At 54.0% G+C, this 26,653-nt stretch carries 27 protein-coding genes; 18 read left to right on the top strand and 9 right to left on the bottom strand.

What is annotated here, in order from left to right:
• Nucleotides 1-76: 76 nt before the first annotated feature.
• From sufB to CDH47_RS02505, 7 genes are read left to right on the top strand one after another with little or no spacing between them, the layout of a single operon-like run.
• Nucleotides 77-1,525, top strand: coding sequence for a Fe-S cluster assembly protein SufB (gene sufB, locus CDH47_RS02535; protein ID WP_100638246.1), 1,449 nt, complete (start codon nt 77-79; stop codon nt 1,523-1,525).
• Between the two features lie 42 nt (nt 1,526-1,567).
• Nucleotides 1,568-2,341 (top strand): Fe-S cluster assembly ATPase SufC, encoded by a 774-nt coding sequence (sufC, locus tag CDH47_RS02530; RefSeq protein ID WP_100638245.1) that lies wholly within the window; start codon nt 1,568-1,570, stop codon nt 2,339-2,341.
• 12 nt (nt 2,342-2,353) lie between these two features.
• A complete protein-coding gene (gene sufD, locus CDH47_RS02525) occupies nt 2,354-3,643 on the top strand; it encodes a Fe-S cluster assembly protein SufD (RefSeq protein WP_100638244.1) in 1,290 nt (429 codons plus the stop codon).
• A 6-nt stretch (nt 3,644-3,649) separates the two neighbouring features.
• Nucleotides 3,650-4,903, top strand: a complete 1,254-nt coding sequence (locus CDH47_RS02520; protein ID WP_100638243.1) for an aminotransferase class V-fold PLP-dependent enzyme — start codon at nt 3,650-3,652, stop codon at nt 4,901-4,903.
• 13 nt (nt 4,904-4,916) lie between these two features.
• Entirely contained in the window at nt 4,917-5,270 is a 354-nt protein-coding gene (locus CDH47_RS02515) for a HesB/IscA family protein (RefSeq protein ID WP_100638242.1), read from the top strand.
• Between the two features lie 12 nt (nt 5,271-5,282).
• Nucleotides 5,283-5,825: a putative Fe-S cluster assembly protein SufT gene (gene sufT / locus CDH47_RS02510; protein ID WP_100638241.1), complete on the top strand. Its 543-nt coding sequence runs from the start codon at nt 5,283-5,285 to the stop codon at nt 5,823-5,825.
• Entirely contained in the window at nt 5,826-6,287 is a 462-nt protein-coding gene (locus tag CDH47_RS02505; RefSeq protein WP_100638240.1) for a SufE family protein, read from the top strand. It abuts the gene before it with no gap.
• 29 nt (nt 6,288-6,316) lie between these two features.
• Here the strand turns inward: CDH47_RS02505 and CDH47_RS02500 are convergent, their stop codons facing one another.
• Together CDH47_RS02500 and CDH47_RS02495 are read right to left on the bottom strand one after the other, a co-directional pair.
• Entirely contained in the window at nt 6,317-7,525 is a 1,209-nt protein-coding gene (locus tag CDH47_RS02500) for a flagellar assembly protein T N-terminal domain-containing protein (RefSeq protein WP_100638239.1), read from the bottom strand.
• A gap of 113 nt (nt 7,526-7,638) precedes the next feature.
• On the bottom strand, nt 7,639-8,187 hold the full coding sequence (locus CDH47_RS02495; protein ID WP_100638238.1) for an LPP20 family lipoprotein: 549 nt from the start codon (nt 8,185-8,187) through the stop codon (nt 7,639-7,641).
• Nucleotides 8,188-8,433: 246 nt separating this feature from the next.
• Between CDH47_RS02495 and traF the strand changes: the two genes are divergently transcribed.
• From traF to trmL, 5 genes are all read left to right on the top strand, one after another.
• A complete protein-coding gene (traF, locus tag CDH47_RS02490) occupies nt 8,434-9,693 on the top strand; it encodes a conjugal transfer protein TraF (protein ID WP_100638237.1) in 1,260 nt (419 codons plus the stop codon).
• A gap of 117 nt (nt 9,694-9,810) precedes the next feature.
• Nucleotides 9,811-10,932 (top strand): tRNA nucleotidyltransferase/poly(A) polymerase-related protein, encoded by a 1,122-nt coding sequence (locus tag CDH47_RS02485; protein ID WP_100638236.1) that lies wholly within the window; start codon nt 9,811-9,813, stop codon nt 10,930-10,932.
• Nucleotides 10,933-10,941: 9 nt separating this feature from the next.
• Entirely contained in the window at nt 10,942-11,688 is a 747-nt protein-coding gene (locus CDH47_RS02480; RefSeq protein ID WP_100638235.1) for a pteridine reductase, read from the top strand.
• Nucleotides 11,689-11,822: 134 nt separating this feature from the next.
• Nucleotides 11,823-13,001, top strand: a complete 1,179-nt coding sequence (locus CDH47_RS02475) for an acetyl-CoA C-acetyltransferase (RefSeq protein ID WP_100638234.1) — start codon at nt 11,823-11,825, stop codon at nt 12,999-13,001.
• Nucleotides 13,002-13,007: 6 nt separating this feature from the next.
• A complete protein-coding gene (trmL, locus tag CDH47_RS02470; RefSeq protein ID WP_100638233.1) occupies nt 13,008-13,484 on the top strand; it encodes a tRNA (uridine(34)/cytosine(34)/5-carboxymethylaminomethyluridine(34)-2'-O)-methyltransferase TrmL in 477 nt (158 codons plus the stop codon).
• Between the two features lie 55 nt (nt 13,485-13,539).
• Here trmL and secB read toward each other — a convergent pair whose 3' ends face one another.
• Nucleotides 13,540-14,043 (bottom strand): protein-export chaperone SecB, encoded by a 504-nt coding sequence (gene secB / locus CDH47_RS02465; RefSeq protein WP_100638232.1) that lies wholly within the window; start codon nt 14,041-14,043, stop codon nt 13,540-13,542.
• Between the two features lie 152 nt (nt 14,044-14,195).
• Nucleotides 14,196-14,612, bottom strand: a complete 417-nt coding sequence (locus tag CDH47_RS02460; RefSeq protein ID WP_100638231.1) for a rhodanese-like domain-containing protein — start codon at nt 14,610-14,612, stop codon at nt 14,196-14,198.
• Between the two features lie 159 nt (nt 14,613-14,771).
• Here CDH47_RS02460 and gpmI point away from each other — a divergent pair, with 159 nt between their 5' ends.
• The 4 genes from gpmI (at nt 14,772) to CDH47_RS02440 (ending at nt 19,819) form a co-directional block, all read left to right on the top strand.
• A complete protein-coding gene (gene gpmI, locus CDH47_RS02455) occupies nt 14,772-16,319 on the top strand; it encodes a 2,3-bisphosphoglycerate-independent phosphoglycerate mutase (protein ID WP_100638230.1) in 1,548 nt (515 codons plus the stop codon).
• Between the two features lie 20 nt (nt 16,320-16,339).
• A complete protein-coding gene (locus CDH47_RS02450) occupies nt 16,340-17,479 on the top strand; it encodes a murein hydrolase activator EnvC family protein (protein ID WP_100638229.1) in 1,140 nt (379 codons plus the stop codon).
• A 97-nt stretch (nt 17,480-17,576) separates the two neighbouring features.
• The gene (locus CDH47_RS02445; RefSeq protein ID WP_100638228.1) at nt 17,577-18,974 is read left to right on the top strand and encodes a S41 family peptidase; all 1,398 of its coding nucleotides are present in this window, start codon (nt 17,577-17,579) and stop codon (nt 18,972-18,974) included.
• Nucleotides 18,975-19,030: 56 nt separating this feature from the next.
• Nucleotides 19,031-19,819, top strand: a complete 789-nt coding sequence (locus CDH47_RS02440; protein WP_420843656.1) for a divergent polysaccharide deacetylase family protein — start codon at nt 19,031-19,033, stop codon at nt 19,817-19,819.
• On the opposite strand, the gene hisF is transcribed toward CDH47_RS02440, so the two are convergent.
• The 5 genes from hisF to CDH47_RS02415 all read right to left on the bottom strand — a co-directional run bounded on the left by hisF (nt 19,816) and on the right by CDH47_RS02415 (nt 23,188).
• Nucleotides 19,816-20,589: an imidazole glycerol phosphate synthase subunit HisF gene (gene hisF / locus CDH47_RS02435; RefSeq protein ID WP_100638227.1), complete on the bottom strand. Its 774-nt coding sequence runs from the start codon at nt 20,587-20,589 to the stop codon at nt 19,816-19,818. The two genes, CDH47_RS02440 and hisF, sit on opposite strands and share 4 nt — an antisense overlap.
• A 14-nt stretch (nt 20,590-20,603) precedes the next feature.
• A complete protein-coding gene (gene hisA / locus CDH47_RS02430; RefSeq protein ID WP_100638226.1) occupies nt 20,604-21,341 on the bottom strand; it encodes a 1-(5-phosphoribosyl)-5-[(5-phosphoribosylamino)methylideneamino]imidazole-4-carboxamide isomerase in 738 nt (245 codons plus the stop codon).
• Nucleotides 21,335-21,976 (bottom strand): imidazole glycerol phosphate synthase subunit HisH, encoded by a 642-nt coding sequence (hisH, locus tag CDH47_RS02425; protein ID WP_100638225.1) that lies wholly within the window; start codon nt 21,974-21,976, stop codon nt 21,335-21,337. Before hisH ends, hisA begins: the two co-directional genes overlap by 7 nt.
• Before the next feature lie 28 nt (nt 21,977-22,004).
• Complete coding sequence (hisB, locus tag CDH47_RS02420) at nt 22,005-22,598, bottom strand: imidazoleglycerol-phosphate dehydratase HisB (protein ID WP_100638224.1); 594 nt, start codon at nt 22,596-22,598, stop codon at nt 22,005-22,007.
• Nucleotides 22,599-22,726: 128 nt separating this feature from the next.
• The gene (locus CDH47_RS02415; RefSeq protein WP_100638223.1) at nt 22,727-23,188 is read right to left on the bottom strand and encodes an SRPBCC family protein; all 462 of its coding nucleotides are present in this window, start codon (nt 23,186-23,188) and stop codon (nt 22,727-22,729) included.
• A 192-nt stretch (nt 23,189-23,380) separates the two neighbouring features.
• Here CDH47_RS02415 and CDH47_RS02410 point away from each other — a divergent pair, with 192 nt between their 5' ends.
• Complete coding sequence (locus CDH47_RS02410) at nt 23,381-25,582, top strand: AsmA family protein (protein ID WP_100638222.1); 2,202 nt, start codon at nt 23,381-23,383, stop codon at nt 25,580-25,582.
• Nucleotides 25,579-26,646, top strand: coding sequence for an A/G-specific adenine glycosylase (gene mutY / locus CDH47_RS02405; protein WP_100638221.1), 1,068 nt, complete (start codon nt 25,579-25,581; stop codon nt 26,644-26,646). Before CDH47_RS02410 ends, mutY begins: the two co-directional genes overlap by 4 nt.
• Nucleotides 26,647-26,653 lie beyond the last annotated feature (7 nt).

The raw sequence follows: 26,653 nt of genomic DNA, 5'->3' as shown, positions 1-26,653 counted from the left end.
GCCCCGCAACCCAGTCTTGGTTGCCGGCAAATCAAAGGGCCATAGAGCCCGCGAGAGAGAATACGGAGTGACGATCATGACGACCGCCAACAAAGAGGTGAACGAACTGATCAAACGGGAATACGAACACGGTTTCGTAACAGACATCGAAGTAGATACCTTCGAGCCCGGTTTGAATGAAGACGTTATCACCCGCCTTTCTGAAATCAAGAAAGAGCCGCAGTTCATGCTGGAATGGCGCCTCAAGGCCTATCGTCGCTGGCTTGAAATGGAAGAGCCCGACTGGGCGCACTTGGGCTACGAAAGAATCGATTACAACGACATTTCCTACTACTCGGCCCCGAAACGCAAAGAAGATATGCCTCAGAGCCTTGACGAGGTAGATCCCGAGCTGCTGAGAACCTACGAGCGGCTGGGCATCCCTCTGCACGAGCACGCAAAGCTCGCCGGCGTAGCCGTCGATGCGGTGTTCGATTCAGTATCGGTAGCCACCACCTTCAAAGAACCACTCGCAAAAGCAGGCGTCATCTTTTGCTCCATCTCAGAAGCGGTACGCGATTACCCTGAGCTGGTGCAAAAATATCTGGGCACGGTTGTTCCCCACACAGACAACTTCTTTGCCGGTCTCAACGCTGCAGTCTTCTCCGACGGAACCTTTGTATACGTTCCGAAAGGCGTTCGCTGCCCCATGGAACTGTCCACCTACTTCCGCATTAACGCGGCCAACACCGGTCAATTCGAGCGCACACTGATCATTGCCGATGAAGGCAGTTACGTGAGCTATCTGGAAGGCTGCACCGCCCCAATGCGCGATGAAAACCAGCTGCACGCTGCGGTAGTTGAATTGGTCGCGCTGGACAATGCCGAGATCAAGTACTCCACGGTACAAAACTGGTACCCGGGCGATGAAAACGGCAAAGGCGGCATCTACAACTTTGTAACCAAGCGCGCGGCCTGTATTGGCAAGAACTCCAAAGTTTCCTGGACACAGGTAGAAACCGGTTCGGCGGTTACCTGGAAGTACCCAAGCTGCATCCTGCGTGGTGAAGGCAGCGTTGGTGAGTTCTACTCTGTGGCCCTCACCCACAACTACCAGCAGGCCGACACCGGCACCAAGATGATCCACCTGGGCAAGAACACCACCAGCACCATCATCTCCAAAGGTATTTCGGCGGGTAAAAGCTCCAACGTTTATCGCGGCCTGGTCAAGTTTGGCCCCCGTGCGGAAGGCGCTCGTAACTTTACCGAGTGTGATTCGCTGCTGATCGGCGACCAGTGCGGAGCCCATACCTTCCCGTACATTGAGAGCCTGAACAAATCAGCCATCGTTGAGCACGAGGCCACAACGTCAAAAGTGAGCGATGAGCAGATGTTCCTTTGCCGCCAGCGCGGTATCGATATGGAGCGGGCCGTTTCCATGATTGTGAACGGTTTCTGCAAGGACGTTTTCAGGGAGCTCCCCATGGAGTTTGCGGTTGAGGCCGGCAAGCTTCTTGAAGTTAGCCTCGAAGGTTCTGTTGGTTAATTTACATACACAGATTTTTCAGATTAAAGAGAGAAGCCACAAATGCTGAGCATCAAAAACCTGCACGCATCCGTTGAGGACAAAGAAATCCTCAAGGGCATCAACCTGGACATCAAAGCCGGGGAAGTACATGCCATTATGGGCCCGAACGGTTCAGGCAAAAGCACGCTCGCCCAAGTGCTTGCAGGCAACGACGCATTTGAAGTCACCTCAGGCAGCGTCACCATGAACGATGAAGACCTGCTGGAGAAAGCAACCGAAGAGCGAGCACGGGACGGTGTATTCCTGGCGTTTCAGTACCCAGTAGAGATTCCGGGCGTTAGCAACCTGCAGTTCATGCGCACCTCTGTAAACGCCTTGCGCCACCACAGAGGCGAGTCAGAAATGAACGCCGCTGAGTTTATGAAGCTGGCGCGAGAAGTGTCCAAACAGGTAGATCTGGACCCTGCATTTCTCAAGCGCGGCGTAAACGAAGGTTTTTCCGGTGGTGAGAAAAAGCGTAACGAAATCATGCAAGCCCTGATGCTGCAGCCTAAGCTGGCGATTCTGGACGAAACCGACTCCGGCCTCGACATCGACGCCCTCAAGGTCGTTTCAGACGGTGTTAACGCTCTTCGTGCCGAGGACCGGGCCATCTTGATGGTGACTCACTACCAACGTCTACTCGACCATATTGTTCCGGACTTTGTACACGTTCTGGCCGAAGGCAAGATCGTGAAATCCGGTGGTCCAGAATTGGCTCTGGAACTGGAAGAGCGCGGTTACGCTTGGCTTGGCATCAAGGAAGACGAAACTGCAGCCAGCTCAGCCAACTAAGGAGATCGCGGAATGAAACCAGCACCAATTCTTCTTTCCACCGCGTTCCTGCATCCGGCTGGCCAGGCACTGCCTGAGCCCCTGCTTGCCCTGCGCAAACAGCGTGGCGCTGCCCTGGTCGACATGCCCATGCCAACGCGGAAAACGGAAAACTGGAAATACTCCAGCAAGTACCTGAAGTTGACCGACGAGATGGCCATCTCTTTGCCTACAGAGGGCAAAACTGGCAGCGCTCTTGCGGTACCCGGCTACAAAGTGGTTTTCATCAATGGCGTAGTAGTACCAGAAGCCAGTGAATACCCGGATCTGGACAACATTCTTATCCAGCGCTTTGGCGATCTTTCTGATGCCGAAGCCAGTGAATTGGCAGAGCGCCTGGACAGCACCCTGGACGCGAAAGCCGTGCAGTTTGCCGGCCTCAACTCAGCCCGCTTTGAAGATGGCTTGATCATTCGCCTGAAACCGGGCGCGGTTCTTGATCAGCCACTGTTCATCATCCATGAAGTGACTGCAGACGCCAGTGGATCTGCCTTCCCGCGCATTTTTGTGGATGCTGGCCCTAACAGCCAGATCACCTTGGTTGAAGAATACATTTCCAGCGGCCAGGAATCTGTGTTCGTGAACTCTGTAACCGAGTTCGTTCTTGCCGAAGGCGCAAATGTTACCAACATCCGCCTGAGCATGGACGGCGACACGGTTCAGCACATTGGCGCCACCGGCGTAACCCAGCAGCGCAGCTCCCGCTTCGAAAGCCACTGCGTAGGCTTTGGCGGCCCCCTGAGGCGCCACGACCTGCGGGTTCGGCTGGAAGGCAAAGGCGCTGAATGCAAACTTAACGGCGTTGTTGTCACCCAGGGCACACAGCACTACGACAACCACACCACCATTGAGCACGTATCGCCCAACTGCAACAGTGAAGAAACCTATCGCAACATTGCAACGGACAAGTCTCATGTAGTGTTCAACGGCAGGATCCATATTCATCCGGATGCTCAAAAATCCTACGCGAATATGCACAACAAAAACCTGCTGCTCTCCACTGGCGCAGAAATCGATACCAAGCCAGAACTGGAAATCTACGCCGATGACGTAAAGTGTGCCCACGGCGCAACCATCGGCCAGCTTGATGAAGAGTCTTTGTTCTACCTGATTTCACGGGGCATCGGCCGCCGGGAAGCCAACGTTCTTCTGACACTGGCCTTCATCAACGAACTGGTTGCCCAGATTCCGGTAGATGCCGTAAAAGACACGGTACAAATCCGCCTGAACCAGTTTTTTGACCAAGTATTCCTGGAGGGCTAAACCGGTATGAACGACCTGTCCGTGGCAAACACAACTATACAGAAGGCGTTTGACGTAGAAGCCATACGCCGTGACTTCCCTATCCTGTCGCAACAGGTAAACGGGAAGCCGTTGGTGTATCTGGACAACGGCGCGTCGGCACAAAAGCCCCTCGCTGTTCTGGATGCCATGGATCGTTATTACCGGGAAATGCACTCCAACGTTCACCGGGGTGCCCACACCCTTGGTGACCGTGCTACAACGGCATTCGAAGGCGCCCGGGAAACCGTTCGCAGCTTTCTGAATGCAGGCAGTACGCAGGAAGTCATCTGGACAAAGGGCACCACTGAGGCCATCAATCTGGTGGCGAATGGCTTGGCACCGAAGCTCAAAGCTGGTGACGAGATTCTGGTAAGCCACATGGAGCACCATGCCAACATAGTGCCCTGGCAAATGATTGCCGAGCGCACGGGTGCAAAAGTGGTGCCCATACAGGTTACGCCTGCCGGTGAACTGGACCAGGATTCATTCAACAGCTTGCTGAATGATCGCACCCGCGTGCTGGCCGTCGCCCATGTTTCCAACGTGCTGGGTACGATTAACCCAGTCGCCGAGATGATTGCTCAGGCCAAAGCCCGTGGTGTAATCACTCTACTCGATGGTGCACAGGCCGTACCTCACTTCCAGCCGGATGTGCAGGCACTGGATTGTGACTTCTATGTATTTTCATCTCATAAGCTGTTTGGCCCAACCGGCATTGGCGTGCTTTATGGAAAAGCCGCTCTGCTGGAAGAGATGCCCCCATACCAGGGCGGCGGCGAGATGATTGAGCGTGTGTCCTTTGAGCGCACCACCTGGAACGTTTTACCTTACAAGTTTGAGGCTGGCACACCGGCAATCGCTGAGGCCGTTGGCCTGGCCGCAGCTATCGACTACCTGAGCAGTCTCGACAGGGCAGCCATGGAAGCAGCGGAGAATGCCTTACTGGAGCGCGCCAACCAACTGGTTGAGACGGTTCCGGGCATGAGCGTTATTGGCACCGCCAAGCAAAAAGTTCCCGTGATGTCCTTTAAAATCGACGGCTTGCACCCCAGTGATATAGGTACACTGCTAGACCAGCAGGGTATTGCGATTCGCACTGGCCACCACTGTGCCATGCCACTAATGGATTTCTATGGAGTTCCCGGTACAGCACGGGCCTCCTTTGCGTTCTACAATACATTGGACGAGGTGGAGCAATTGTTTACCGCCTTACAGAAAGTCCAGCGCCTGTTTGCCTGATGGAGGAGACACCATGACAGCCGAAGTCTTCACACCGACCGTAGGTGTCACAATGACACCCAGTGCCGTCAAGCACGTACGCAAGCAACTCGACAAAGCAACGAGCGCCAAAGGTATACGGTTAGCGATTCGAAAAAGCGGATGTTCCGGCTTCAAATACGAAACCCAGTGGGTGGACGAAGCCTCATCTGACGACAAGATATTCCACATTGATGGCGTAGATGTGTTTGTGAAAGAGGAACACCTGGCCATGGTGAATGGCATAGAGATCGACTTCGTTACCGAAGGCGTGAACTCCATGTTCCAATTCCGCAATCCAAATGCCACTGCTGAGTGCGGGTGTGGTGAGAGTTTTACAGTAAGTTGAGGTTAACCAGGCATGCAAGAACGCGAAGTCGTCCTGACCAAACGCGAGGTGGAAGCCCGCCTTGTTCCTGTTGGAACAGAAATCATGATTCCGGCAGACAGTTTTGTAACCATCACCCAGTCTCTGGGCGGTACCTTTACGGTTGCCGTTAACGGCAACCTCGCCCGCATAGAAGGCCACAATGCCGATGCTCTGGGCAAGGAGCCACTGCAAAGCAGCTTTGAAACACCAGAAGACGGAACGATTAATGAGAACCAGGTGTGGGAAGCCATTCGCAACTGCTACGACCCGGAAATTCCGGTGAACGTAGTGGATCTGGGTCTGATTTACGAATGCCGCATTGAAAACGATACGCCAGAGGGCAACCATGTCTTCATCCTGATGACCCTCACAGCCGCCGGCTGTGGCATGGGCCCCGTCATTACGGAAGACGTGAAAACCAAGGTTGAGCACGTTCCCAACGTAGACAAGGTAACCGTAGAGCTAACCTTTGATCCACCTTGGAACAACGACATGCTGACCGACGAAGCCAAACTCGAATTGGGAATGTTGTAAATGCCAGCAACAGAACAGGATTTCCTGAACAATCCGCTTGGGGAAAACCCAACTCTGGAAGACGTGCTGGACGGCTTTGAGTTTCTGGACGACTGGGAAGATCGCTACGCGTTCATTATTGATCTTGGAAAACAGCTACCGGCTTTTCCGGACGATGCCCGGATTGAAGAGAATTACGTTCATGGCTGCCAGAGCCAGGTCTGGCTGATCTCCCACTTTCATGAAGCCAGCGGCAAGCTCTACCTGCTGATCGATTCCGATGCCATGATCGTGCGTGGCCTTGCGGCCATGATTCTGATTGCTCTGAACGGCAAAACCCCAAGAGACCTGCTGGCCACAGATATAGACGAGCTTTTTGAACGACTGGACCTGTTTCGCCACATCTCCCCCACCCGTGGCAACGGCCTACGCTCCATGGTTGGCAAGATTCGGGATATTGCGGCAGCTGAAACGGCGGCCTGATTCCTGATCAGCTCACGTTTGATTGTGTGCTACCAGATTATGGCAATATCGTCCCGCTGAATGTTGATCTGCCCACCAACGCGGGGCATGCTGCCGTTGCTGAAGTCCGGATGAACATTATTCAGAGTGACCGCCACCTGGCTGTCACTGAGCTCCGGTGTACCTCCCAAAGAATCAAAGTACCGGGCACTGCGATACAAGTGCAGCTCATCTCCGGGCCTCAAACCTGCCGTCGCACCAGAATCCAGTGTAACCTGCTGACCATTCACCCGGGTAATCCGCGCCATAAATGGCTGACACGCCAAAGCGTCGGTTACTGCCTGCCCCATATCTCCAAGAACACCAGCAACTGCTTCGCCATAATGGGTTTTACGAAACCCTTCCGAGCCAAAACCCGCAGAACTGCCGGAGCCCGCATTCCAAACAGCGGCCGTTTCAAAATGTTGCTGGTAAACAGGTGAGCCACTGAAGCCGTCAAGAACAACAAGATCGACAGCGAACCTCCGGCGCATGTCAGCAGCTCCGATACTTCTCTGCATCTTGTCCAAAACAGACGTACCCCAGGCCGCAGGATCAGCAACGCCAAGATCCCGTATAACACCCGCCACTACAAACTGGACGCCCATTTCTCGAGCCACCTGAACTACATTAGTAAGCTGGTTGGTGCCCTGCTGCAGTGTTGGTGCATTCAGAAGATCGGGAAAAAGACGGAAGGTGGATGCAGAAAACACCTGTAAGCTGCCAGCCTCCCGCAGGCTTTGTTGCAGCTGCTGAGGCAGGATTTCACCAGCATCATCAAGACGCCCTACCCGGGCCTGCTCCGGATACAAAAGCGGGAACCCGGTTACCGCCACCCGTTTTTTCAACCGTCCCGCTTCTCCACCGCCACAACTGGCCTGCCCGGCAGAGATGTCTCCCCGAACTGTCACACGCAAAAGATTGCCGCTGCGATGCTCATCAATCACTTTTACATTCCGCGCCCTGGCGCTCGAGGCCAGGCGCATTCTGGATTCGGTAAGAACACCATTTTCCATGGTGTCTCTGGTACTCACCTGTGCTTCAAACTGAAGCGCAAGGTCGCGCATGGCCGCATTGCGGGCTTCCGCCCGGGCTGTTGTGAGGTCTTCATTGTGGATGCTAGCGTGGCCTACACCTTCCAGAACAATCGCCTGAGCGTTGGCAACCAGCATTAGCGGCAGCAGTGCACACCACAGTGACAACCAAACAAACTGCTTCATTAACCCACGCATTGTTTCATACCCGCTTTTCCAAATTCGCCACACTTTCGGGGCCACCCGTCCGGCATCAATACAAACCGGCCGGGCCGGCAATATCAGTCGAGCCCAAAATATCAGTCCAGATAGTACAAGGAGTCGACGTTTTTGCTCTGAACATCACCCGCACTGTCGTTGTAGCTGGGCATGGGTATAGGGCAAAGGTCCTGTACCTGATCGGCGTCTACTTTAGCCACACATGCCCGGAAGCGTGGCTCCAGTTTCAGTTCCATTACGGTCTCGACCACCCCATCACTGTGTTCGTTAACAGCAACCATTTTTGCACCACGAATGTAGCTATCCACGTACGTTCGGAAGTTGTCATTACGCAGAACAAAATCATTCACAGTAGCGCTGCCATAAACCACCGTGCCATACACCCGTTCCGCAAGATTTCTGTACGCATCCATTTGAGATGCACGGCGCGCCATCAAGCGCTTACGAGTGTTCAGGCGGTCTTTGCTGGCGTCTTCATAGGTACCAAACCCGCTAACCCGAACTGTAATGGGATCAAGCCGGGGTTCGCTTTTCGCTGTGCTTCTACCGCTGTCCCGATACCCGCCAACAGGTGCGCACGCAGCCAACGTGAAAGCCAACAAGGGAATAACTATCCAGCGAATGGCCATTTTTTGCCTCCAGAATTCATTTCCTTGGTCTCATGAAAAATTCACGCCAGTTTTCCTAACGCGCTGTTTAAAAGGCCTTTCTACGCCACAGCAGCATAGTTGCATGCTAAACCGGCAAATATCTGCCTCCGCTTACACATTGAGAACAAACCGTTACCGGTTATGCCGTGTTCCCGTACGGATATTGCTCTAACCTTTCAGCACTCTCATTGTTCACATCCACACTCTTATCTCCAAGGTACCGAAATGCATCAACACCGCCTGTCCAGACTGTTTATTGCCGTGGGCTTGTCCGTTGCAACCTCCTCAGCGCTCGCTGGTCCACAAGCGTTCATGTCGTCACGTTCCTTTGCCATGGGGGGCACTGGTGTAGCCATTGCTCACCCAGCCTCAGCCACTTCTGCAAACCCAGCGATGATGGCCGCCGACCAGCACGATTGGGCTGATGATTTTGGTCTCATGCTGCCGTCTGTCAACGTGCGGGTTGCGGATGAAGAAGAAACCATTGATCAGATTGATGATATCCAGGACTCAATTGACGGGCTTGAGAGCGCTATCAGCTTAAATAATTCAACCGAAACTCAAAAGCAGGCGGGGCAGTTGCGTGAACAACTTGCCGGATTTGATAGAGACACCGTCCGAGGCAACCTCGGCCTGGGCTTTGCTGTTGCTGTTCCCGGAAAGACAATTTCCATGGGCGTGTTCACCAACGGCAATCTGACTGCAACAGCCAGGGGAGAGTACGACGAAAGTGACAACGCAATACTGGAAGATATTGAAAACGGCACGGTGACCTCTCTCCCTGGCGGCACTCTGACATTAAATTCCCGCGGAAAGGTCCTTGCTTCGGCGGTGATAGAGGCAGGCATAAGCTTTGCTCACGCTTTGGAGCTGAGTAATGGTGAAACTCTCCAGCTGGGTTTTTCCCCAAAATACGTAAAGCTGCAAACGTTCCAATACACGGAAACCGTTTCCGGTTTTGATGACAACGATTTCGACAGTGATGATTCGCAAACTGAAAAGAGCGGCTTTAACCTCGATATAGGTGCTGCTTATGCGTTCGGAGATGAAAAGCAGTGGAGCGCAGGAATCCTGGTAAAAAACCTGATTCCCATGAAGCTGGATTCTGCAGCAAGCCGGGCAGATCTGGACGAGAAAGTACGCACCCTCAAGCTAGACCCAATGGCAACCGTAGGCCTCGCCCACAAAAGTGCCTACCACGTTGTAACAGCGGAAATTGATCTAACCAAGAAAGAAGCTTTTGGCTTTGAAGACGACACCCAATGGCTCGCTCTGGGTGCAGAATTTGACGCTTTCCGCTACGCCCAGCTTCGCGCCGGTGTTCGCTACAACCTGGCAAGTAACGACGACAACGACGGCATTGCAGAAGAAACCCAGTTCACCGCGGGCCTGGGGCTCAACTTGATGGGCGTGCGTTTTGATCTTGGTGCCCTGTTCAGTGATGCGGACATAGGCGCTGCGCTGGAGCTGGGCACCTCTTTCTAGTCATAGCGAAACGCCGCTTCATGGGTCAGACAAGCCAAACCGAACGTATGGGTTTGCCTGGCCCGCCCGGGAAAAGGATAATTCCCGGATACTTCTCTGAAAGGAACCCCACCCCTCATGCAAACCTATCTGGTTGGCGGCGCTGTTCGCGATGAGTTACTTGGCCTGGAAGTCAAAGATCGAGACTGGGTGGTCGTCGGCGCAACTCCGGAACAAATGCTTACTCAAGGTTTTACCCAGGTAGGTTCAGACTTTCCTGTGTTTTTGCATCCTAAAACCCATGAGGAATACGCCCTCGCCCGCACGGAGCGCAAACAGGGGCATGGCTATCACGGCTTCTCTGTTTACAGTGCCCCGGATGTCACTCTGGAAGAAGACCTAATGCGCAGGGATCTCACCATAAATGCCATGGCGCGCTCAGACGCAGGTGAGCTGATCGACCCCTTCAATGGCCGTAAAGACCTTGAGGCACGAGAGCTGCGTCATGTCTCGCTGGCGTTTAAAGAAGACCCCTTGAGAATTTTGCGAACCGCACGGTTTGCTGCGCGCTTTCAGCCTCTTGGTTTTGGTGTTTGTGCAGAAACCATGGAGCTGATGCGCTCTATGGTTGCCGAGGGCGAGGTGGAGCATCTGGTGGCTGAGCGAGTATGGCAGGAGATTCAGAGGGCTCTCCACGAGAATTCACCGGGCACTTTTTTTCAAGTGCTGCGAGACTGCGGCGCGCTTGCTGTATTGATTCCGGAACTGCAGCCAGAGCCTCATTTCCGTGCCGCCATTAACGCACTGCAATGCGTTCATGCCAGTGATGGCTCAACAGCAGAGCGTTTTGCCGCCTTGTTCTGCGCGCTTGATGAGGCCGCGTCTACAAAAAGAACCAAGGCCTTGAAAGCACCCAATGACTGCCAGCAACTTACCCGCTTGCTGGCTATTTTTATCCCTGCACTCAAGCAGCTTGATTCAGAGCGGCCAGATGCCGACACCCTGCTTGGGCTACTGGAGAAAGCCGACCTGTGGCGTCGGCCTGAGCGGTTTTCACTGCTACTCAATGCGGTGGAATGCACCCTTGAACCCAAAAACCAGCGGCAACTGGACATTCTTAAATGCGCTGCAGATGCCACACAAGGCGTTGACCCGAAGGCTCTGATGGAGCAAGGCTTTTTGGGGAAAGAACTGGGTAACGCAATCCAGACTGTGCGTCTGGCGCGTATAACCCAGGCAATCTGCAGTTCAACTTCCTGAGGAGCCAATATGCCTGAAAGCACACCTGTTGCTCTGATTACCGGGTCTGCCCACCGCCTTGGGGCTCGCACAGCACAAATGCTCCACAAACGGGGCTGGAACCTGGCTATTCATTATCGCAGCCGTGAAGACCAGGCATTGGAAGTAGTGGAAGCCATGAACCGCCAGCGTCCGAACTCGGCCACCGCACTGCAAGCCGATCTGAGCAAAATGTCTGACACCCAGCGCTTGGGCCACGAGGCCATGGCGCAATGGGGCCGGCTAGATGCACTGGTAAACAACGCGTCCGTTTTCTACCCAAACCCAACACCGGAAGCCACGGAAGACGACTGGGATAGCATCATGCACACTAATCTGAAGGCTCCGTTCTTTCTGCTTCAGGCCTGCCTGCCTTCTCTGCGGGAAAACACAGGCAGCGTGGTGAACCTTATTGATATCTATAGTGATAAGCCGCTGGCCAACCACCCTCTATACTGTGTCAGCAAAGCTGGCCTGGCCGCCCTTACCCGCTCCTGGGCCAAGGATCTGGCCCCAGAAGTGCGTGTAAATGGGGTATCTCCCGGAGCCATTTTGTGGCCTGAAGGCGATGCAAGTGTTGATTCCGAATACCAAAGTACAATACTGGCAAAAACGCCCTTGAACCGCACCGGCACGCCAGATGATATTGCCCGTACCATTGTGTTTCTGCTTGAAGATGCGCCTTTTATTACTGGCCAAATTATTTCTGTGGATGGCGGGCGCAGCCTGAACATGTAACCCCAAGACTCGCCTTGCGCTTTTGCCGGCTCTATCTTTCCGGCTACAATGCGCGCAACTTTTTACACCCTGTGCGGACAAGGCTCAATTTGCCTCTCCCCTCAGCAGAACAACCACCTAACCGGAGAAATCTCATGCGTGATGTCGTCATCGTTGCCGCTCGGCGTACAGCCATTGGTGCATTTGGTGGAGGCCTATCAAGCCTTCGTGCGGACCAGCTCGGCAGCGCCGTTATCAAGGCACTGCTGGAAGAGACGGGTGTTGCCGGCGAGCAAATTGATGAAGTCGTTCTGGGTCAGGTTCTGACCGCAGGCTCCGGCCAGAACACAGCGCGGCAATCGGCCATCAATGCTGGCCTTCCCGCGTCTGTACCTGCAATGACCATCAACAAGGTCTGCGGCTCCGGCCTCAAGGCCGTTCACATGGCGGTTCAATCAATTCGCTGTGGCGATGCCGAGATGGTTATTGCGGGCGGGCAAGAGAACATGAGCCAAGCCCCCCACGTACTACCTAACAGCCGCAATGGCCAACGCATGGGCAACTGGACCATGATCGACACCATGGTTACCGATGGCCTATGGGACGCCTTTAACGACTACCATATGGGCATTACAGCGGAGAACATTGTTGAGAAGTATGGCATCAGTCGGGAAGAGCAAGATGCGTTCGCTGCAGCGTCTCATCAAAAAGCTACCGCCGCCTGGGAAGCCGGAAATTTCGAAAATGAAATCGTTCCGGTAGCCATCCCACAGCGCAAGGGCGACCCGGTAATCATCAGCAAAGACGAAGGCCCCCGCGATGGCGTAACCAGCGATGGCCTGGGCAAGCTTCGCCCTGCGTTCAAAAAAGACGGCTCTGTCACCGCAGGTAATGCTTCATCCCTGAACGATGGTGCGGCGGCTGTTCTGGTCTGCAGTGCAGAAAAAGCGAAAGAACTGGGTCTGACCCCGCTGGCGACAATCAAAGCCCACGCCAATGCGGGTGTTGACCCCACCATCATGGGGACCGGCCCAATCCCCGCCAGCCAGCGCTGCCTGAAACTTGCCGGTTGGAGTGTGGACGATCTGGATCTGGTTGAAGCCAACGAAGCCTTTGCTGCCCAGGCTATCTCTGTAAACCGCGATATGGGCTGGGACACCAGCAAGGTAAACGTTAACGGTGGCGCGATTGCTTTGGGCCACCCCATTGGCGCTTCTGGCTGCCGCATTCTGGTAACGCTTTTGCACGAAATGGTACGCCGTGATGCCCACAAAGGCTTGGCAACCCTGTGCATCGGCGGTGGTATGGGCGTTGCTCTGGCCGTTGAGCGCTAAGGCGTAATGCTGAACGTAGTGCTGTATGAGCCGGAGATACCCCCCAATACGGGTAACATCATCCGGCTGTGCGCCAACACCGGCTGCCGCCTGCATTTGATTGAGCCCTTGGGGTTCACTCTGGAGGACAAGCAGATGCGGCGCGCCGGGCTGGACTATAACGAATACGCCACGGTAAAAGTGCACAACAACTATCAGGCGTTTCTGGACAGTGAACAGCCCAGGCGCCTGTTTGGCCTGACCACCAAGGGCCACCGCCAATATCACCAGGTTGATTATCAGGAGGGCGACTACCTGATGTTTGGCCCGGAAACTCGCGGCCTGCCATCAAGCATTCGGGAGGGGCTAGCTGAAGAACATTGCCTGAAAGTGCCCATGTGCCCGGGCAGTCGCAGCCTGAATCTTTCGAATACGGCCGCCTTAGTGGTTTATGAAGCCTGGCGACAGCTAGGGTTCAAAGGCGCGGTAGACGATACGCCCTAAACAAAACAGCCCGGCAATTGCCGGGCTGTTTTGTAATTGAAGCAAAGCAACTCAATTAGTGAGTTTGCTGCTCTGCACCGGCTTCACCAGCTGCCTCTTCCTGCTTACGCTGCAGTGCCTGGGCGTAGATAGCATCGAAGTTAACCGGCGCCAGCATCAACGCCGGGAAGCTACCCTTGTTCACAAGGCCGTCAATCGCTTCACGGGCATAAGGGAACAGAATAGTGGGGCAGTATGCACCCAGCATCTGGCCAAGCTGCGGGCCTTCAATACCGGACACGAGGAATACACCTGCCTGCTGAATCTCGACAATGTAGGCAACTTTTTCGTCTATTTTTGCCGTGACCGTCAGCGACAGAACAACCTCATACTGGTTATCACTCACTTTGCTGTGAGCAGTGTTCAAGTCCAGGTTCACCTGCGGTTTCCACTGTTCCTGAAACACTACTGGTGAGTTAGGGGATTCAAAAGACAGATCCTTCACGTAAATACGCTGAAGGGCAAACTGAGCCTGGTTCTGGTTCTCATTGCCTGCAGCGGCTTGCGGATTCTCAGCCATGTTAAGTCCTTTTGCTTTTGTAAGGAGTCGTTGAATGGGCTCTGGGCCCGTTGTTATGGTTACATCTGCCGGCACAGTCTACTGTCTGGCGGCGATCAGTTATGTGAAACAGTGCGGCAGATCGACGCTCAGATCAAGTTCTGCCTCCGCTTCTATTTCTTTACCAGTGGCAGGTTACTGGCTTTCCAATCGCTGACACCACCATTGAGTCGCACCACGTTGGTGAAACCTTCTGCGTTCAGCTGTTTAACCGCCATGGCAGAATGCTGGCCCATTTTATCCGCCACGATAATCTGTTTATCCTTGTGTTTGTTCAACTCGGCAGCACGGCTTTTCAGGCTGTTCAGCGGAATATTCACCGAACCGGTGATACGACCCTCACCAAATTCTTTACGGTCGCGGATATCAACCACTATGGCTTCGTCGCGGTTGATCAGGCTAACAGCGCCCTGCGCAGATATCTTGGCACCACCACGCCGGGACTCCAGCACCAGAATAGCGACCAGAAAAGCCACAAACAGTGAAGCTAGAACGTAGTGGTTAACAACAAATTCAAACAACCGATCCATGAGGCTACCCTGAAAATAAGTTTGGCCGGATTATACACAGCCTGCTCGCCGGACAGAAGGTAACCATGAAGGTGACGACTGTGGCCTCAAAGTGAGAAAATGGATAAGCTTCACTCCTATCCCTATAAACTTACTGCAACTCTACCTCCGGACTGAATGATGACAGCATTGCGCAAGCCGACAGCACTGATAATTCTAGACGGCTGGGGCCATCGTAAACCCGCCGAAGACAACGCCATCAGCAACGCCAGTACGCCTTTCTGGACGAATCTCTGGGAGTCCAGGCCCAAAACTCTCATCAATACTTCCGGTATGTTTGTAGGCTTGCCCCAAGGCCAGATGGGCAATTCCGAAGTCGGGCACATGAACCTTGGTGCGGGCCGAATTGTTTATCAGAGCCTCACGCGCATCGACAAAGATATAGAGGAAGGCACCTTTAACGAAAACAAGGCTCTTTGCTCCGCAATCGACAAGGCCATAAGCAATGGTGGCGCAGTTCACCTTATGGGCCTGCTTTCACCCGGCGGTGTTCACTGTCATGAAGACCACATACTCGCAGCGGCAGAGCTTGCGGCAGCGCGGGGCGCCACAAAGGTTTACGTGCATGCGTTCCTTGATGGCCGAGACATGCCACCTCGCAGCGCCCGCCCTTCTCTTGAGAAAACCGCCGCAAAACTTAAAAGTCTGGGTGTTGGCCGTGTGGCATCCATTGTCGGTCGCTATTACGCCATGGACAGAGACAATCGCTGGGACAGGGTTGAAGCTGCCTACAACCTGATGACCCTGGGCGAATCAGAATTCGTAGCCACAGACCCTGTATCGGGTCTGGAACTGGCATATGAACGAGGCGAGAACGATGAATTCGTAACACCGACACTTATTCAGAACGCTGGCGAGCCCTCTGCCACCATTAACGATGGCGATGCGGTTCTGTTCATGAATTTCCGCGCCGACCGCGCCAGAGAAATGACCCGCACCTTTGTAGAAACAGATTTCGAAGGCTTTGAGCGCAAGAAGCACCCGCAACTGGCCGACTTTGTAATGCTTACCGAGTATGCCGCAGATATCAAAACCTCCTGCGCCTACCCACCAGAGCAGCTGGTCAACGGGTTGGGCGAATATCTGGCAAATCTGGGCAAAACCCAGCTAAGAATTTCAGAAACCGAAAAGTATGCCCACGTCACTTTCTTTTTTAACGGCGGGCAGGAAACGCCTTTTGCGGGCGAAGACAGAATTCTGGTGCCCTCACCAAAAGTGGCTACCTACGATCTGCAACCAGAAATGAGCGCTCCGGAAGTCACCGACAAACTGGTCGAAGCCATCAAGAGCGGTAAGTACGACCTGGTGGTATGCAACTATGCCAATGGCGACATGGTTGGCCACACCGGCAAGCTGGACGCAGCCATCAAAGCGGTAGAGTGCCTCGACAAGTGCATAAAGCGAGTAGTTGAAGCTCTGGAAGAAGTTGGTGGCCAAGCCTTGATAACCGCTGACCACGGCAACTGCGAGCAGATGACAGACCCGGAGTCTGGCCAGGTGCACACTGCACACACCATCGGGCCTGTTCCTCTGGTATACACCGGTAGCCAAAAGGTAAGCCTGAGTGGCGATGGCAGCCTGAGCGATGTAGCCCCTTCCCTGCTCACTTTGATGGGATTGGAACCGCCTGAGGAAATGACCGGGCACAGCCTGGTCAACATTGGTTGATCCGGAAACAGGCTCTACCATTGCGACTCACTGCAATACTGGCACTGGCACTCACACTCTCTCTGAGTGCAGTGCCCGCTGTGTACGGAAAAGAGGTTACACCTGCCCAGATTGAAGCCCTCAAGGAACGCATTGAGAGCATAGATCAATGGCTGGCCAGTGCCGAGAAGGACCGTTCCGCGCTAGAGCAACAACTGGCTGCGGCCGAACGCACCATCAGCCGGCTGACTCGTGAGCGCAGATCTCTGGGCGAGCAGGTAAAGGACCAGGTGAAACGGCTGGCAACACTGCGGGACGAGGAACGGGACCTGGCGAACACTCTGGAGCGCCAACGGGAAGGCCTGAAAAAACAGATCCGCTCCGCCTGGATGGAAGGCGACACCCCCGCTATTAAAGTGCTGCTTAACGAGATAGACCCGGACAGCATTACGCGGACAATGACCTACTACGAATACCTCAGCAGCGACACCGTCCGGCGCCTGGAAGTTTTCCATAAGAATCTTGAAGCGCTCAAGATTACACAGTCAGAGGTTCAAAGCACCCGAGCAGAGCTGGCAAAAACCGAGGAAGGAATTGTTAAACGCCAACAGGCACTGAAAGCTTCCCGGCTGGAGCGCCAGCAAACCCTGGCTGCACTTGACCAGGATATTCGTAGCCGCCGGAGCGAAAAAGATGAGCTGGAATCTGACCGCAAACGGCTGGAAAAACTGCTTTCCGAAGTCCAGGAGGCCATCGCAAACATCCCTGCTCCCAACGAATCGCAACCTTTCCCGTCACTTCGCAACAAGTTGCCTTGGCCGGCACAGGGCAAGGTGGTCAGTCGTTTTGGCGATAAATACGCAGATGGCAAGCTGCATAGAAACGGGCTGATCATTGAGACTGGAGAAGAAGCTGAGGTCAAAGCCATTCACTATGGCCGTGTTGTTTTTGCCAACTGGCTCCGGGGCTTTGGGTTGATAACAATTATTGATCATGGCGATGGCTACATGACACTCTATGGCCACAGCAGCAGCCTGTTCACCAGTCCAGGCGACTGGGTTGCAGCCGGGGAAGCCATTGCACAATCAGGTCGTACCGGTGGAACAGAAACGCCGGCACTGTATTTTGAAGTTCGGCACAATGGCAAACCGGACAACCCGGGGCGCTGGCTGGCCAACTGAACACTGGCCGCGGGGCTGACAAACGGGCCCGCTGCCGCCATACTGTCGTGATACATAGGGTTCAGCCCAACTACCGGAATAACCACGGGATATGTGAATGAAACGGGTCCGAAGTAAACTCCAAGCCTCTCCTTTGCGCTCAGCCATCCTGGCCGCCTGTTTCATATCCATTCCCGGATTAGCGCTCGCCAACGATAACCCTGCGGGCAACACTCAGGCGCTGGGAGCTACCGAGGACGGCAAGCGTATTGAAATCACGCTGCCCAACCCGGAAAAACAGCTCCCTCTGGACGACCTGCGCAAGTTCACTGAAGTTTTTAGCCGCATCAAGGCCGCCTACGTTGAAGAAGTAGATGACCGCCAGCTTCTGGAAAGCGCCATCAAGGGCATGCTTTCCGATCTCGACCCGCACTCGACCTACCTGGCCCCAAAAGACTATGAAGAGCTTGAAGAAAGCACGTCCGGTGAGTTCGGCGGTCTGGGTATTGAAGTGGGTATGGAGAACGGCTTTATAAAGGTTATTGCCCCCATTGATGACACTCCTGCCCAGCAGGCCGGTGTTCGGGCAGGCGATCTGATTATCAAGCTTGATGAGAAACCAGTAAAAGGCATGAGCCTGGAAGAGGCCGTTCAACTAATGCGCGGCAAGCCTGGCACCGTCCTTACGCTGACAATTATGCGCGACGGTGAGAGCGGCCCTGTAGAAATCGATGTTGAGCGCGCCGTTATCAAGGTAACCAGCGTGAAGAGCCGCATGATTGAGAACGGATACGGATATGTGCGCCTGACCCAGTTCCAGGCGGAAACAGGTGGGCAGTTTACTAAGGCCCTCAGCAATTTGAAAAAAGAACATGGTAGCGACCTGGATGGGCTGGTGATCGACCTGCGCAACAACCCCGGTGGAGTGTTACAAGCAGCAGTTGCCACAGCAGATGCCCTGCTGGATGAGGGGTTGATTGTATACACCGAAGGCAGGATTCAGAGTTCTCGTCTGCGCTTCAGCGCGAAAGCTGGCGACGTTATGAGCGGCACCCCCATTGTTGTTCTTATCAATGGAGGCTCTGCTTCCGCGTCAGAAATACTCGCAGGTGCGTTACAGGATCACAAACGGGCCGTCATCATGGGCACACAATCCTTTGGCAAGGGCAGTGTTCAAACGGTTATCCCACTTGATGAAACCCACGCCATCAAGATGACAACGGCTCGATACTACACGCCTGAAGGGCGCTCTATACAGGCCACCGGCATCAAGCCAGACATTGAGGTAAAACCGGCAGAGCTCAAGGAGCTGGATAGCCGTCCATTCTTTACCGAAGCAGACCTGAGCGGCCACCTGATTGGCCAGGATGAGAAAGCAGAAAGCACAGACAAGCAATCGAACACTGAAAACCAGCCTGGCTCCATCGCAGACAGGGATTATCAGCTACGCTCAGCACTTAACCTGCTGAAAGGCCTGAGCATCCTGAACCGCAAGGGAGCAGGCTCAGCACAGTGAATGCGACCCTTCAGCTAACCTCGGCCAGTTTAACTGCGGTTAAACTGGTGCTGGCATTGTTGGCCAGTCTGGTAACAAGTGCAGTTGCTGCCGACCCCTCCACTCGCGGTGTTCCGCCAACCATTGCCATTATCATTGATGACATGGGGCACAACTTGCATGAGGGCAAGCGCCTGGCCAACCTGGACCAACCACTGACCTTGGCATTCCTGCCCTACCGCAGGCACACCGACACCCTTGCGCGCCTTGCTCATAACCAAAGCAAAGAGATCATGCTGCACGCTCCCATGGCTAACACCCGGAATTTTGGTCTTGGCCCAGGTGGTCTAACGGCAGATATGGATGAACAGAGTCTGACAACCACTCTGCGCCGCGCTCTGCAGTCCATCCCCTATGTACAGGGTGTGAACAATCACATGGGCAGCCTGCTGACCCAGCAGCTAAAGCCTATGGATTGGGTAATGAAGGAGCTGTATCGATACCCGGTCTATTTTGTTGACAGCCGCACCATAGCCTCATCCGTTGCTAGCGATGTTGCCGCAGCCTATCAGATCCCGACCATGACACGGGATGTGTTTCTGGATCACGAGCAAACGGAAGAGTTTATAGACAGGCAGTTCAAGGAACTGGTCGAGAGAGCAAAGGAGAACGGCAGTGCAGTGGGAATCGGCCATCCACACAAGGTGACCGTTGATTATCTGGAGAAGCACCTTCCATTGCTGGATGAACAAGGCATTGCAATAGCAACGGTAAGTGGGCTGTGGGCCATTCGCAATAATAACCAGAGAATGTTCGCAGAAGGTGAAAAGCAGACCATCCGGCCTGCTTTTGCTAAAAAACCCTAATCCCGGACTTCGATACCCTGGGCCTTCATAAAGGCTTTTGCTTCGGGAATCGTGTGCTCACCAAAGTGGAATATAGAAGCCGCCAGCACAGCATCCGCGCCACCTTTGGTGACGCCATCTGCTAAATGCTGAAGCTCGCCCACACCGCCTGAAGCGATCACAGGAACGCTTACCGCATCACTGACTGCGCGGGTCAGGCCCAGATCAAAACCGATTTTGGTGCCATCCCGATCCATGCTCGTAAGCAACAATTCACCGGCACCCATTTCTACCATTTTGCGAGCCCACTCCACCGCATCCAGCCCTGTCGGCTTGCGCCCACCATGGGTGAATATCTCCCAGCGCGGCTCTTCACCTTCAGCGCTTACCTGCTTGGCATCAATCGCAACCACAATGCACTGGCTACCAAACCGCTCTGCAGCTTCTTTTACCAGCTCAGGGTTAAATACGGCAGCTGTGTTGATGGCAACCTTGTCTGCGCCCGCGTTGAGCAGTTTGCGGATGTCTTCAACAGCTCGAACACCGCCCCCTACAGTCAGCGGAATGAAGACTTCTGCTGCCATGCGCTCAACCATTTCATAGGTTGTATCACGGCTCTCACTGCTAGCTGTGATATCCAGAAAGGTGATCTCGTCGGCGCCCTGTTCGTTATAACGGCGAGCCACTTCTACCGGGTCGCCGGCATCCCGGATATCCACAAAGTTCACGCCTTTTACAACGCGCCCTTTATCCACATCCAGGCAAGGAATAATGCGTTTTGCCAGTGTCATAATATCTGCCTTGTTCAGCCTTTCAGGGAGTCGCAGTAAGCCTGGGCTTCAGCAACGTCCAGCGTGCCTTCGTAAATGGCGCGACCAGTAATGGCTCCGATGATGCCCTTGTGAGCAACGGGCGCCAAACGCTTGAGATCATCCATATTGGTTACACCGCCGGAAGCAATTACCGGAATGCCGCCTTCCTCTGCCAGAGCAGCCGTGGCTTCCACGTTAACGCCCTGCATCATGCCGTCACGGTTGATGTCGGTGTAAACGATGGATTCAACGCCATCGTTGGCAAACCGCTTGGCCAGATCAACGGCCATAACCTCGGAGACTTCAGCCCAGCCATCAGTAGCAACGCGACCGTCTTTAGCATCCAGGCCAACAATAATGTGGCCCGGGAAGCGCTTGCACATTTCCGTCACAAACTCAGGCTCTTTGACGGCCTTGGTACCAATAATCACCCACTGCACACCGGCTTTCAGGTAGGCCTCAATGGTTTCTGCTGAGCGAATGCCGCCGCCAATCTGAATTGGCAAATCCGGGTACTTGCGCGCTATGGCCTTAACGATTTCGCCGTTAACCGGTTCGCCCGCAAAGGCGCCGTTCAGATCAACAAGGTGCAAACGGCGGGCTCCGGCGTCCACCCAACGGGTGGCCATATCAACCGGGTCACCACCAAATACGGTGGAATCTTCCATACGGCCCTGGCGCAAGCGAACGCATCGGCCGTCTTTCAGATCAATGGCGGGAATAATCAGCATGTTCCGTTCCAGTCAGTAAAGTTCTTGAGAAGTTGCAGCCCTGCCCCGGCACTTTTCTCAGGGTGAAACTGCACTGCAAAAATATTGTTGCGGGCTACTGCCGCTGCCAGATCAACACCGTAATGGGTGCGCCCGGCAATGTCTGAATTACCTTCTGCCTCAGCGTAGTAACTGTGCACAAAATAGAAGCGCTCTCCATCGGGAATGCCCTGCCACAGTGGGTGCTTCACCGAGTGATAAACCTCGTTCCACCCCATATGAGGCACTTTCAGGCGCTCGCCGTTTACTACCAGGTTGTCACCAAAATACCGCACTTGGGAAGGAAACAGACCTATGCAATCAACACCGCCATTTTCTTCGCTGCGAGACATTAGAGCCTGCATGCCAACGCAAATACCGAGAAATGGGCGATCCCGAGATACCTCCCGAACCAATTCGTCCACACCCAGCCGGCGAATCTCTGCCATGCAGTCGCGTATAGCGCCGACACCGGGCAGGATCACCCGGTCGGCTTCACGAATCTGATCTGCGTTGTCGGTTACCAGAACTCTGGTATTCGGGGCGACGTGCTCTACTGCCTTGCGGGCAGAGTGAAGGTTACCCATGCCGTAGTCGATGATGGCAACGGTTTTCATGGTTTATGCGGAATCCTTTAGTGGCGGTTTACAGCAAGCCTTTGGTTGACGGCGTAACACCCGCCATACGCTCATCCATTTCAACCGCCATGCGCAGGGCACGACCAAATGCTTTAAACACTGTTTCGATCTGGTGATGGGTGTTCTTGCCACGCAGGTTATCAATATGCACCGTTACCATAGCGTGGTTAATGAACCCACGGAAAAACTCTTCAAACAGGTCCACATCAAAACCGCCCACAACAGCGCGGGTAAAGGGAACTTCCATAATCAGGCCAGGGCGGCCAGACAGGTCAATCGCAACACGGGAGAGGGCTTCGTCCATGGGCACATAGGCATGGCCATAACGGCATATGCCTTTTTTGTCTCCCACCGCCTGCTTGAATGCCTGGCCCAGAGTAATGCCAACATCTTCTACGGTGTGGTGATCATCAATGTGCAAATCACCTTTGGAAACAATATCCAGATCCATCATTCCATGACGGGCAATTTGCTCCATCATGTGCTCCAGAAATGGCACCCCGGTGTCAAAACTGGATTTGCCGGTACCATCCAGATTTATGTCAACAGTGATCTGGGTTTCAAGGGTATTTCGCTCTACCCGAGCCTTACGTTCGGCCATGGAGACTCCGTAGCAAATTAAGTGGCACAACGCCGGAAAATTTCAATTACCGGATTATACCTTTTCTGCTCTCAGGAGTCCCATAACCGGATTAATCGATACGATAGTCCGTTTGATTCAAAATCAGATCAAAAAACCTTCTTCAGATTATCCATATAGGTATCCACCAAGCCGTTAAACTCGTGCTTGATAACGGGGCTAATGGCCAATTTCAAAAGTTTAGGCAGTGGCAAAGTCAGCTCGGCGCTGGTTTGAAATTTCGCTGTGGTGGACTTGTCGTCATTGGCCTTCAGTACCCAAGAGCCACTTACCAATCCATTACCTTCGCCTTTTACCGGCTCCCAAGTGATTTTCCCCGCGTCCTTATCGGAAACGTACTTGCTCGCGTACACAGACTGAATAGCGTGCTTGTCGATACCTACTTTTTCCATTTCCCAGCGGTAGGTGTTATCGCCAAGATCTGTGAGCTTGTCTACCTTCGGAAAGTGAGACGCAGAGCGTGGCACATCCGCCAGCAGGTCAAACACCTCATCATAGCTGCCCGGAATTTCCAGCTCTCGGTTCAGTTCAATCGAAACAGTAATAGCCACAGCGAACTCCTTTTTTGTTAATACATATCAATGTAGTCGGAAAACAAGCAGGGTGCATTTTGGCTTAACACTACAGCATTGTCATACTCCCACCCTGTAAATTTGTTAACCCTGCGTTATCCTTTAGATTATTCGCAACCGGATTCGCACTGAATCCTGAAAGCTCCCGCAACAAGAAAGGATGCCCGAAACATGAAAGCCATTCGATATGTGCTGATCGCCATAGTTGCAGTGATTGTTCTATCTATAGCAGCGATCGCTATTGCCATGGTCGTTATCGACCCGAACGACTACAAGCCGCAAATCGAAAAAGTAGTTGAGGAAAAAACCAACCTCGACCTCATTCTGGAAGGCGATATCGGCTGGTCTTTCATTCCTCTAGGACTTGAATTGAACGAAGTAGAAGCCCTTCTGGATGGCGAGCGTTTCGTTGCCTTGAAACAACTGGTGGCACAGGTCGACTTCTGGTCTCTCATCGCCATGTCGCCGCAGGTAGACACCTTCGTACTCGACGGACTCGAAGCACACCTGACCATCAATGAACAGGGGGAAGGCAACTGGACTCGCATCATGCCGGAGCCGGCAGAAGGCGATGTAAAAGATAAGCAGGATGTTGCCAGCACACCTGAACAATCCACTGCAGTGGACACTGGCGACGAACAGGGCGGCGAGACCCTTAACTTTAATGTCGATAACGTGCAGATCAGCAATGCCCAGGTGCACTACAGCGATCTGAGCACTGGCCAGAAAGTGACGCTTGAGGATTTCACAGTAAACGCCAGCAGCATTACCCTGGGCTCTGAATTTCCGCTGGAGATCGGTTTCCGTGTAGAAACAGCCCAGCCGCAGTTCGCAGTGGACGGAAGCATAGAAGCCCGCCTTGCTGCTAACGAAGCTTTGAACGATTTCGCGATGTCTGGCCTGAAAGCAGAATTCAAAATGAATGGCGAGCCGTTCGGGGGCAAATCCGTAACGGCAGAGATGTCTGGCTCGGCCAAGGCCAACCTGGAAAATGAAACCGCAACGCTGAGCGACTTTACCGCCAGCCTCGCAAATCTGACCCTGAGTACCAATCTGGACGTTAAAGGCTTCGGCGCCAAGCCAGCCATCAAGGGCGAACTGGCCATCAATGAGTTTTCCCTGAAAGACCTGCTCGAAAACCTGGGGCAACCTGCTGTTGAGACAACCGATGAAACCGTCCTTGAAGCCATCGCGTTCTCTACCAACATCGGCGGGCCAGCCGGCAAGCCTGCGTTGTCTGACCTGGAGATCAAACTGGATGACACCACCTTCAAAGGCTCAGGCAGCTACAATCTGGAAAACGGCGGCATTGTGTTCAACCTTCAGGGTGACAAGCTGAATGCTGACCGTTACCTGCCCCCAGCGGTTGAGGGTGCAGATGCAGAAAGCGATGCGCCGGCTCAGACCGCCGCCAGCGGCCCGGAAGGCGACCTGTTACCACTGGAAACCCTGCGCAGCCTGCTTTTTGACATCAACTTCGGATTGGGCGAACTGGTTGTAAGCAACCTGAGCATCAACGAAATCAAAGCCAGCACAACCGCCAGCAAAGGCGTGCTGAAAGTGGATGAGTTCAGCGGCAAGCTCTATGAAGGCAGCTTTGGCGCGAACGCCACTATCGATGCCCGCACCGACACCCCGAAGTGGACCATCAAATCCGATGTAAGCAATGTACAGACCCTCCCCCTGCTCGCAGACTTGGCAGAAATCACCATGCTTTCCGGTGGCGCGAACCTCAAAGTAAACGCCACAACCTCTGGCAACCGCATCTCGGTTCTGAGAGACAAAGCCGATGGCCAAATCAGCTTCAACCTTGCTGAAGGTGAGTTCCGGAAAATGAACCTGACCCACATGGCCTGCCAAGGCATTGCTCTGGCCAACCAAGACCAATTATCAACGGATGACTGGGGCGACACCACGCCATTCAACGACATGCATGGCGTGCTTGAGATCGATGGCAACGTCTTCAACAATACCGATTTGGTTGCCTCGCTGGCGGGTATGAAACTGGAAGGCAAAGGCTCTGTAGATCTGAAGCAAACTCTGGTTGATTACGAACTTGGCCTCAGGATTGTGGGCGACATTCATCGCGACAATGCCTGCCGCGTAACTGAATACGTGGAGGACGTTATTATTCCGGTTGAGTGTCGCGGTGATTTTTCTGCCGGTGCGGCCAACTTGTGTTCCTTTGATGGCTCCCGCTTTCGCGATACGTTGAAAACCATAGCAGCCAATGCCGCGCGCAAAAAGGCCCAGGAAGAAGTAGACAGGGCGAAGGGAAAGGCCGAAGAAAAAGTACGCAAAAAACTCGAAGAAAAGCTCGGTGAAGGTGCAGGCGACAAAGTAAAAGACACACTCAAAGGTCTGTTCAAGTGACAGCAGACAGCTTCGCTGCAAACCTTCTGAAATGGTACAACCAACACGGCAGGCACGACCTGCCGTGGCACCATAACCGTACCGCCTACCGAGTGTGGGTATCTGAAATCATGCTTCAGCAGACCCAGGTCGCAACCGTGATCCCCTACTATCAGGCGTTCATGGCTCGCTTCCCGGATGTCCAGTCTTTGGCGGAGGCGCCCACGGATGACGTGCTCAGCCATTGGTCCGGGCTTGGATATTACGCCCGGGCTCGCAACCTGCAAAAAGCCGCCCGCTCAGTTATTGAGAATTTTGGCGGCAACTTCCCGGACACACAGGAAGAGCTGGAAAGCCTCACCGGCATTGGCCGCTCCACTGCGGCTGCAATTCTTGCCCAAGCTTACAACAAACGTGCTGCCATTCTCGACGGCAATGTAAAACGAGTGCTTGCCCGCTACCACGCGGTTCCCGGCTGGCCCGGCCAAACTGCAGTGCAGAACCAACTCTGGGAGCATGCCGAGGCACACACCCCTAACAAACGTGTGCGCGACTATACCCAGGGCATCATGGATCTTGGCGCGATGGTATGCACCCGCACCCGACCAGCCTGTAACGACTGCCCTTTGCAAAAGGGCTGTGCCGCATACGCAAGAGCAGAGACCAGCCTCTACCCCGGTTCCAAGCCCAAGAAAGCAAAACCTGAAAAAACCACCTGGATGGTCATACTGGAAGATAAGGATGGCCGCGTGTTGCTTGAACGCCGCCCGCCTAGCGGTATCTGGGGTGGTCTTTGGAGCTTACCGGAACTGGATCCGGCCTATGGTGCAGATGAACTCCAGGACGCCTGTGAGCGGGATCTGGGATTTAATTGCACAGAACCGGAGCTGATCAGCGGCTTTCGCCACACTTTTTCCCATTACCACCTGCACATTCAGCCTGCGCGCCTGGGCGTGAACGGGCAAAACACCGTGAAGGATGATTCCCGACACAAATGGCTGCACAGACACGAAGCCCTGGCCCTGGGCCTGCCAGCGCCAATCCGCACACTACTCACCAGCCCGGAACAAGCCGCCCTGCTGTGATAACAGC

It is taken from the genome of Marinobacter salexigens, from assembly GCF_002806945.1.
Lineage (GTDB): Bacteria > Pseudomonadota > Gammaproteobacteria > Pseudomonadales > Oleiphilaceae > Marinobacter > Marinobacter salexigens.
Note: the sequence above shows the minus strand (reverse complement) of the source record. Positions and strands in the feature narration are given on the sequence as shown.